The following is a 9,355-nucleotide window of genomic DNA, read 5'->3' as shown; positions in this document are numbered from 1 at the left end:
CCGTCGTCGTGGGGCCCGAGTCCTCCCGGCCGGCCGCCGGCTCCGCCGCCGGCTCCGCCGCCGGCGACGTGCTCTGGACGCTCGAGGACCCGCCCCTCGGCGGGCCCGTCGCCGGGGTCGCCGCCGCACTGGCCGCACTCGAACGCGCCGCCGCGGCCGAGACACCGTCCGGGACGGAAACCGCCGCCCGTCCCGCGGACTGGGTGCTGCTGCTCGCCTGCGACCTTCCCTGGGCCGCGGATGCCGCCCGGATCCTCCTCGCCGCGGCTGATGCGGGCGCGGCAGCGGATGCGGTCGACGGCATCCACCTCGTCGACGCCGACGGCCGGGCGCAGTGGCTCACCGGGCTGTACCGGGCATCGGCGCTCGCTGAGGCTGTCCGGCTGACGGGCGTGGAGGTGCGCGGGGCGAGCATGCGGGGACTGCTCGGCGGGCTCACGCTGCGCGGCATCCGGGACGAGTCGAATGCCGGCCGGGACGTCGACACCTGGCAGGATGTCGCCGAGACCGAGGCGATCCTGAACCCTCCGCCCGTGTGCGGCTAATTCAGGAGAATCCGGGGCGAGGCCGAGCTGACCCGCGAACTCGCGCGGCACTGTGGCCGGCAGGGTGCGAATCTCCTGAGTTGACCACTGGCCGGGAGCCGGCAGCAACACGAGGGCCCGACGCCGGCACCGACTGAATCATTTGTCACGGCGTTCCTTCCTTGCCGCAGCCGGGCTAACCCGCCATGCTGACACTCAAGCGGGCCCCCGCGCCCGATCGCGTTGACGGCGAGGACGCACATGACGCCTGCAGTAACGTCCACTCTCAGCTCCGACCTCTCAAACTGGGACCCGGAGAACGAAGAGACCTGGGACTCCAAGCTCGCCTGGCGCACGCTGTGGATCACCACGTATTGCATGCTGCTCAGCTTCGCCACCTGGTACCTCGTCAGTGCGATCGCTCCGCGGCTGGGTGACATCGGCTACGACCTCACCCAGGCGCAGCTGTACTGGCTCGTGGCCGTTCCCGGGCTCGCCGGCGGGCTCCTCCGGCTGGTCTTCATGTTCCTCCCCCCGCTGATCGGCACCCGCGCCCTCGTGGCGATGTCATCCGCTCTGCTACTGCTGCCCATGCTCGGCTGGACGCTCGCCGCCCGGGACACCTCGACCCCGTACTGGGTGCTCCTCGCGCTGTCGTTTGCCGCGGGCATCGGCGGCGGCAGCTTCTCCGGGCTGATGGCCTCGACCAGCTACTTCTTCCCCAAGCGCCTGGCCGGGACCGCGCTCGGCCTGCAGGCCGGCCTCGGCAACTTCGGCATCGGCCTGATCCAGGTGCTCACGCCGTGGATCGTCGGATTCGGCCTCCTCGGCACGGCCGCGCTCACGCCGCAGAGCACCGCCGAGGGGCAGTTCGTCTGGCTGCACAATGGCGGGCTCGTGCTCATCCCCTGGGTGCTCCTCGCCGTCGGCCTGTCGCTGTACTACCTGCGCCGGGTGCCGATCACGGCCAACTTCCGGCAGCAGATGGACATCTTCAGGATCAAGCACACCTGGATCATGACGGCGATCTACCTGATGAGCTTCGGCGCGTTCAGCGGGCTCGCCGCCCAGATGGGGCTGATGATCCTCAACATCTACGGGGACTTCGAGAACGCGCCCGACCCGCTCGCCTTCGCCTTCATCGGGCCAGCCATGGGCGCGCTCGTGCGCGCCGGCGCCGGCCCGCTCTGCGACAGGTGGGGCGGCGCGATCTTCACCTTCATCGGCGGGGTCGGGATGACCATCGGAACGGTGATCACCTACTTTTTCCTCCGGCCGACCAGCGTCGACGAGTTCTGGGGCTTCCTCATCGGGATGCTCATCATCTTCTTCTTCTCGGGGCTGGCTAACGCCGGCACGTTCAAGCAGATGCCGATGATCTTTCCCAAGCGCCAGGCTGGCGGGGCCATCGGCTGGACCGCGGCGATCGCCGCATTCGGCCCGTTCATCGTCGGCATGGCGCTCACCGCGATCAGCCCGAGCGCCTTCTTCATCGGCTGCGCCGTCTGGTGCGCGTTCTGCACCGGCCTCGCCTGGTTCTACTACGCCCGCCCCGGCGCCCCGAACCCCGGCTGACCCGGCAGGCGCTCCCGCCCCGCGCCTCACGTGCTGCCCTGAGGGGTCGCAAATCGACCTTCCCGGGGCCAACGAAGGTCGATATGCGACCCCTCACACCGGGCTGGCGGGTGGCAGGGGGAACAGGTCAGCGGGAGGGTGGCAGGGGGGACAGGTCAGCGGGAGGGAACAGGTCAGCGGGGGACGCGCTCGCGGTCGGGGGTGGGGCGCTCGCTCTTTTCCCAGCCGCGGCGGGGCTTGCGGGAGCCGGTGCCGACGTTGCGCGCGTCGCGGGAGCGGTAGACGATGTACGGGCGCCAGAGGTAGCCGAGCGGCGCGGAGAACACGTGCACGAGCCTGGTGAACGGCCAGAGCAGGAACAGCGTGGTCGCCGAAAGCACGTGCAGCTGGAAGAAGAACGGCACGTTCGCCATCAGCGACGGGTCCGGCTGCCCGATCAGCAGCCCGCGGATCCACGGCGAGATCGTGCCGCGGTATTCGTAGCCGGCGCCGAGCACCTGGTACATCACCGTCGCCACCGTGCCGAACACGATGACCGCGGCCAGGAGCGCGTACATGGTCTTGTCCATCACCGTCGTGGCGAGCATCACCCGGGGGGTCAGCCGTCGCCGGATCATCAGCAGCACGATTCCCGCGATCGTGAGCAGCGCCGCGACGCTGCCCAGCCAGGTGGCACCAAGGTGGTACCAGTGCTCGGTGACCCCGACGAACTCCAGCCACTCCTTCGGCACGAGCAGGCCGACGACGTGCCCGCCGAACACCATCAGGATGCCGTAGTGGAACATCGGCGACCCCCAGCGCAACAGCCGGTTCTCGTAGGTCTGGCTCGACCGGGAGGTCCAGCCGAACTGGTCGAAGCGGTAGCGCAGGATGTGTCCGACGACGAAGACCGCCATCGCCACGTACGGGAACGCGACCCAGAGCAGGATGTCCCAGGTAGTCATCGCCGTGCTCCTTCGCGGGGTGCGGTCGCCCCGAAGGGCGCCAGGTTGCCGAGGAAGGTCAGGCCGACCGTCTCGACGGGCGGCCCCTCGTTGACCAGGGCCAGGTAGCGCTGCCGGGTCTCCTCGTCGATCTTCGGCAGCGACAGCGACACGGCCTCCACGACGTGCGCGTAGGGGCTCCCGATCGTCTCCAGCCCGGTGCGCAGCACCTCGATGCCGTCCCGGTGCGAAGACAGGAGCTCCCCCGCGATCGGCGAGTCGGAGAGCGCCGAGAACTCGAGCACCATCGGCAGGTAGTCGGGCAGCTCGTCCGCCGCCGGTTCCCAGCCGGCCGCGCGGTACGCCTCGACGAAGCGCACCAGCGCCATGCCGCGCCGCCTGGTGTCGCCGGCGGCGTAGTAGCTCAGGTACGGGCAGCACTTGCGCTTGAGGTCGAAGGTCTGGATGAAGTGCATCTCCAGCTCCTGCCGGCTCATCGCATCCGCGGCGGCCAGGAACGACTCGAACGCGCTGCGCAGCGGATGCGGCAGCCGCGTCACCGACTCGGCCACGACCTCGAAGCGCGCGCGGCGCTCCTCGCTCGGATAGTCGAGCAGGATCGACGCCGCCATGTGCGCGATGGCGGCATCCGTCTTCGACAGGTGGAGCGCGGCGACCTTGCGCGCGGGCAGGAGTTTCATGCGGGCGCCCCCGAATCCTTCGGCGGGAACATGCCCGGCGGCACGGCGCCGCCGGTCCAGTTGAGCAGGTTCAGCCGGCCGGGCGTGGTCGGTTTGGTCTTCTCTCCGCCCATGTGGTTCTCCCCGCGCATCTCGTTGTAGTTGTCGACGGTCGAGTTCAGCGGCATCCCCGGCGTCTTGGCGTACGGGCCCCGGGCCTCCCCCGGACCGCCCATGCCCGGTCCGCCGTCGGTGTCGAGCGAGCAGGCGAGCTCCTCGAGCTCGCGCGCCGTCTCAAGATGCGCCTGCGGGATGACGTACCGGTCCTCGTACTTGGCGATCGCCAGCAGCCGGTACATCGCCTGCATCTCGGTGCCGGTCATGCCCACGGATGCCGCGATCGCCTCGTCCGGCTCGCTGCCCAGGTTGATGTCGCGCATGTACGAGCGCATCGCGGCGAGCTTCCGCAGCGACGCCTCGATCGGCACGACGTCGCCGGCCGTGAACAGCCCGGCCAGGTACTCCACCGGGATGCGCAGCTTGTCGATCGCCGCGAACAGGGTGCGCGCGTCTTCGCCGTCGCTGCCGGTGCTCTTGATCACGTCGACCACCGGCGACAGCGGCGGGATGTACCAGACCATCGGCATCGTGCGGTACTCGGGGTGCAGCGGCAGGGCGATCTTGTACTCCGAGATCATCTTGTAGATCGGGCTGTTCTGCGCGGCGAGGATCCAGTCGTCGGCGATCCCGTTGGCTTTGGCCGCGGCGATGACCGCGGGGTCGTGCGGGTCGAGGAACACCCCGCGCTGGGCCTCGAGGAGGTCGTGGTCGTTCTCGATCGACGCCGCCGCGAGCACCGCGTCGGCGTCGTAGAGCATGAGGCCGAGGTAACGCAGGCGGCCCACACAGGTCTCCGAGCAGATCGTCGGCTTGCCCTGCTCGATCAGCGGGTAGCAGAGCGTGCACTTCTCGGCCTTGCCGGTCTTGTGGTTGAAGTAGACCTTCTTGTACGGGCAGGCGGAGACGCACATCCGCCAGCCGCGGCATCCGTCTTCGTCGACGAGCACGATGCCGTCCTCCTCGCGCTTGTACATTGCGCCGGAGGGGCAGGCGGCCACGCAGGAGGGGTTCAGGCAGTGCTCGCAGATGCGCGGCAGGTAGAACATGAAGGTCTCTTCGAACTCCATCTTCACGTGCTCGCTCATGGTGGCCAGGATCGGGTCCTCGGCCGCGGTCTCCTGCGAGCCGCCCAGGTTGTCGTCCCAGTTGCCCGACCAGCCGATGTCCATGTTCTTGCCGGTGAGCAGCGACTTGGGCCGGGCGACGGGGCTCTGCGTGCTCTGCGGGGCCTTCGTGAGCATGTCGTAGTCGTAGGTCCACGGCTCGTAATAGTCGTCGATACCAGGGAGGTCGGGGTTGTTGAAGATGTTCATCAGCTTCTTCAACCGGCCGCCGCCGCGCAGGCTCAGCCGGCCGCGCTTGTTCCTGGCCCAGCCGCCCTTCCACTTCTCCTGGTCCTCGTACCGGCGCGGGTAGCCGACGCCCGGCCGGGTCTCCACGTTGTTGAACCAGACGTATTCGACGCCGGTGCGGTTGGTCCACACCTGCTTGCAGGTGACCGAACAGGTGTGACAGCCGATGCACTTGTCGAGATTCATGATCATCGACATCTGGGCCATGACGCGCATTAGTAGACCACTTCCTGGCTGCGTCGACGGATCACGGTGACCTCGTCGCGTTGGTTCCCGGTCGGACCGAGGTAGTTGAAGGCGAACGACAGCTGGGCGTAGCCGCCGATCAGGTGGCTGGGCTTCAGCAGGATGCGGGTGAGCGAGTTGTTCGTGCCGCCTCGCTGTCCGCTGGTCTCGGCGATCGGCACGTTGATCGTGCGATCCTTCGCGTGGTACATGTACACCGTGCCCTCCGGCATCCGGTGGGAGACGATCGCCCGGGCGACGACGACGCCGTTGCGGTTGTACGACTCGATCCACTCGTTGTCGCGCACGCCGATCTTGTCGGCGTCGAGCGGTGACATCCAGATGGTCGGGCCTCCCCGGGAGAGCGAGAGCATCATCAGGTTGTCCTGGTATTCGGAGTGGATCGACCACTTCGAGTGCGGCGTCAGGTAGCGCACGGCCACCTCCGCGCGGCCGGCCGAGCCGGTCGCCCCGGTGGGCGCCGTCGACCCGATGATCGAGTCGTTGAACAGCCGGTGCATGTCCAGCGGCGGCCGGAAGATCGGCAGCTGCTCGCCGAGCTCGATCATCCAGTCGTGGTCGAGGTAGAAGTGTTGCCGCCCGGTGAGGGTGTGCCAGGGCTTGAGGTGCTCCACGTTGATCGTGAAGGCGCTGTAGCGGCGCCCGCCGTGCTCGCTGCCCGACCACTCCGGGGAGGTGAGCACCGGGACCGGCGCGCCCTGGACATCCGGGTAGGAGAAGCGCCGGCCCTCATTGTCGCTGGCGAGGTGGGCGAGCTTCATGCCGGTGAGCTCCTCCATCTTGCGGAAGCCCTGCGTGCCCAGCCGGCCGTTGGTCGTGCCGGAGAGGGCCAGCACCATCTCGCAGGCGTGGATCGCGGTGGTCAGCTTCGGCCGGCCGGCGGCCTTGCCGGACTCGACCAGGCCGTTCTTCGTGCCGAGGTAGGCGACCTCGACGTCCGGGTTGAACTTGACGCCCTTGGTGACCATGCCGAGCTTCTCGGTCAGCGGGCCGAGCGCGCCGAGCATCTCGGCGAAGGCCGGGTAGTCGCGTTCAACGACGACGAGCTTGGGCATCGTCAGGCCGGGCACGAGCGGCTGGTCGTGCTGCACGATGCCGTGCGGGGTGGCCATCGCGTCGGGGGTGTCGTGCAGCAGCGGGGTGGCCACGAGGTCGCTCCGCACGCCGAGGTGCACCACCGACAGCTCGGAGATCTTCTTCGCCAGGATGTGGAAGATGTCGAAGTCGGTCTTCGCCTGCCAGGGCGGGGAGATCGCCGGGTTGAAGGAGTGGATGAACGGATGCATGTCCGTCGTCGAGAGGTCGTTCTTCTCGTACCAGGTGGCCGGCGGCAGCACCACGTCGCTGAACAGCGTGGTCGAGGTCATCCGGAAGTCGCTCGTGACCATGAGGTCGAGCTTCCCCTCCGGCGCGCTCTCGTGCCATTTCATGGTGACCGGGCGCTTCTCCGGCGGCGACTCGGCCCCGCGAATCGCGCTATTGGTGCCCAGCAGGTGCTTGAGGAAATACTCGTTGCCCTTGCCGGAGGAACCGATCACGTTGGCCCGCCAGATCACGAGCACACGGGGGAAGTTCTCCGGGGCGTCCGGGTCTTCGCAGGCGTAGGCCAGGCTCCCGTCGGTGAGCGAGTCGACCACGTACTGCGCCGGCTCGACCCCGGCCGCCGCCGCGTCGTCGACGAGGTCGAGCGAGTTGCGGTTGAAGGTCGGGTAGCTGGGCATCCAGCCGCGCTTGGCCGAATCGACCAGGCAGTCGGCGGTGGTTCGGCCGGCGAAGCTGCCGGTGCCGAGCGGGCTGGCCAGCGTGTCGGCGGCGAGGCCGTCGTAGCGCCACTGGTCGGTGGCCAGGTAGAAGAAACCGGTGCCGATCATCTGCCGGGGCGGCCGCACCCAGTCCAGGCCGAACGCGTACTGGCCGTAGCCGGTCAGCGGGCGCACCTTCTCCTGGCCGACGTAGTGCGCCCAGCCGCCGCCGTTGACGCCCTGGCAGCCGGTCATGGTGGTCAGCGCGAGGAAGGCGCGGTAGATGGTGTCGGAGTGGAACCAGTGGTTCGTGCCGGCGCCCATCAGGATCATCGAGCGGCCGCCCGAGTCTTCGGCGTTCTGCGCGAACTCGCGGCCGATCCGCTCGGCGGCCTGCGCCGGCACCGAGGTGATCTCCTCCTGCCAGGCCGGGGTGCCGGGCGATGACGCGTCGTCGTAGCCGGTCGGCCACTCGCCGGGCAGACCCTCGCGCCCGACGCCGTACTGGGCCAGGAGCAGGTCGAACACGGTCGTGACCAGCCGGCCGCCGACCGCGCGCACCGGCACGCCGCGACGGATGATCCCCGCGCCGCCGGCGTGCTGCTCGCCCTCGGTCTCCGGCGAGAGGTCGAAGCGGGGCAGGTCGATGGCGACGGATGCCTGGTCGTGGTCCGGGGCATCCGCGATCGAGAGCAGCGGGTCGACGCCGTCCAGGTCGAGGTTCCACTTGCCCACGTCGGCCTCGGAGAAGCGGTGCCCGATCGACCCGTTGGGCACGACCGCGGTGCCGTCCTGGTCCAGCAGCACGGGCTTGAACGCGGCGCCGGGCAGCCCGGCGGGCGTGCCCGGCAGGTCCTCCGCGGTGAGGAACTTGCCCGGGACGTACGCGTCGCCGCGCTTGACCAGCGAGATCAGGTAGGCGGAGTCGCTGAACTTCTTCATATAGTCGACGAAGCGCGGCGTGCGCCGGTCGACGAGGAACTCGGTGAGCACGACGTGGCCCATGGCCAGGGCGAGGGCGCCGTCGGTGCCCGGGTGCACGGCCAGCCACTCGTCGGCGAACTTGGTGTTGTCGGCGTAGTCGGGCGAGACGGCGATGACCTTCTGTCCGCGGTAGCGGGCCTCGACCATGAAGTGCGCGTCGGGCGTGCGGGTCACCGGCACGTTGGAGCCCCACATGATCAGGTAGGAGGAGTTCCACCAGTCGGCGGACTCCGGCACGTCGGTCTGGTCGCCGAAGACCTGCGGCGAGGCGACGGGCAGGTCGGCGTACCAGTCGTAGAACGAGAGCATCGTGCCGCCGAGCAGGGAGATGAAGCGGTTACCGACGCCCTGCGAGACGATCGACATCGCCGGGATCGGCGAGAAACCGGCGATCCGGTCCGGCCCGTAGGTCTTGATCGTGTGCACGTGGGCCGCCGCGACGATCTCCGCCGCCTCGTCCCAGCCGGCGCGGACCAGGCCGCCCTTTCCGCGGGCGCTCTTGTAGGCGCGCGCGGTCTCCGGGTTGCCGGTGACCTCGGCCCAGGCGAGCACCGGGTCGCCCGACTTCGCCTTCGCCGCGCGGTACGCCTCGAGCAGCACGCCGCGCACGTAGGGGTACTTCACCCGGGTCGGCGAGTAGGTGTACCAGCTGAACGCCGCGCCGCGCGGGCATCCGCGGGGTTCGTATTCCGGGGAGTCAGGGCCGACGGTGGGGTAGTCGGTCTGCTGCGTCTCCCAGGTGATGATGCCGTCCTTGACGTACACCTTCCAGGAGCAGGAGCCGGTGCAGTTGACGCCGTGGGTGGAGCGGACCTCTTTGTCGTGCGTCCAGCGGTCGCGGTAGAACGAGTCGGCGTCGCGGCCGCCCTTGTGGAAGACCGAGCGCAGGTCGCTCGAGGTCTCACCGCGGCGGAGGAAGCGGCCGAGGCTCAGGATGGCGTCGGTCACCGGGCCGTCCGAGCCGGCACGGGTCGCCCCGGTTCGGGTGGAATTTGATCCGCTTCGATCTGTCACGTCGCACTCCCTGGAACTGAGGTGAACTTCCGAACTACTGCGCCCCTGCATTCCGGCGCGTCGCGACGGGCGCGGCGACGACCCTGTCGTTCGAAGTGTCCTCGCTCACGCCCGGAGTGACAAGCACAAAACGCCGTGACAAATGATTCGGGTCGGGGAGCTCGACAGGCTCGATCACCGCTCGACAGGCTCGAT

General features: G+C 69.0%; 6 protein-coding genes. 2 read left to right on the top strand and 4 right to left on the bottom strand.

Features of this window, described 5'->3' with window-relative positions; genetic code table 11:
* Both E3O23_RS15815 and E3O23_RS15810 read left to right on the top strand, forming a co-directional pair.
* A partial coding sequence (locus E3O23_RS15815; RefSeq protein WP_166790545.1) for an NTP transferase domain-containing protein occupies positions 1 to 545 on the top strand: 545 nt, incomplete at its 5' end.
* Positions 546 to 785: 240 nt separating this feature from the next.
* The gene (locus tag E3O23_RS15810; RefSeq protein ID WP_134492656.1) at positions 786 to 2,099 is read left to right on the top strand and encodes an MFS transporter; all 1,314 of its coding nucleotides are present in this window, start codon (positions 786 to 788) and stop codon (positions 2,097 to 2,099) included.
* Between the two features lie 173 nt (positions 2,100 to 2,272).
* On the opposite strand, the gene narI is transcribed toward E3O23_RS15810, so the two are convergent.
* The 4 genes from narI to E3O23_RS15790 are packed head-to-tail and all read right to left on the bottom strand — an operon-like array spanning position 2,273 to position 9,160.
* On the bottom strand, positions 2,273 to 3,043 hold the full coding sequence (gene narI, locus E3O23_RS15805) for a respiratory nitrate reductase subunit gamma (protein WP_134492654.1): 771 nt from the start codon (positions 3,041 to 3,043) through the stop codon (positions 2,273 to 2,275).
* Positions 3,040 to 3,723 carry a nitrate reductase molybdenum cofactor assembly chaperone gene (gene narJ / locus E3O23_RS15800; protein WP_134492652.1) on the bottom strand — a complete coding sequence of 228 codons (684 nt, stop codon included), beginning with the start codon at positions 3,721 to 3,723 and terminating at the stop codon, positions 3,040 to 3,042. The genes narI and narJ overlap by 4 nt, the downstream gene beginning before the upstream one ends.
* Complete coding sequence (narH, locus tag E3O23_RS15795; RefSeq protein ID WP_134492650.1) at positions 3,720 to 5,390, bottom strand: nitrate reductase subunit beta; 1,671 nt, start codon at positions 5,388 to 5,390, stop codon at positions 3,720 to 3,722. Before narH ends, narJ begins: the two co-directional genes overlap by 4 nt.
* Positions 5,390 to 9,160 (bottom strand): nitrate reductase subunit alpha, encoded by a 3,771-nt coding sequence (locus E3O23_RS15790; protein WP_241983508.1) that lies wholly within the window; start codon positions 9,158 to 9,160, stop codon positions 5,390 to 5,392. The genes narH and E3O23_RS15790 overlap by 1 nt, the downstream gene beginning before the upstream one ends.
* Between the last annotated feature and the right edge of the window lie 195 nt (positions 9,161 to 9,355).

The sequence above is a fragment of the Cryobacterium tagatosivorans genome (assembly GCF_004402215.1).
GTDB lineage: Bacteria > Actinomycetota > Actinomycetes > Actinomycetales > Microbacteriaceae > Cryobacterium > Cryobacterium tagatosivorans.
Note: the sequence above shows the minus strand (reverse complement) of the source record. Positions and strands in the feature narration are given on the sequence as shown.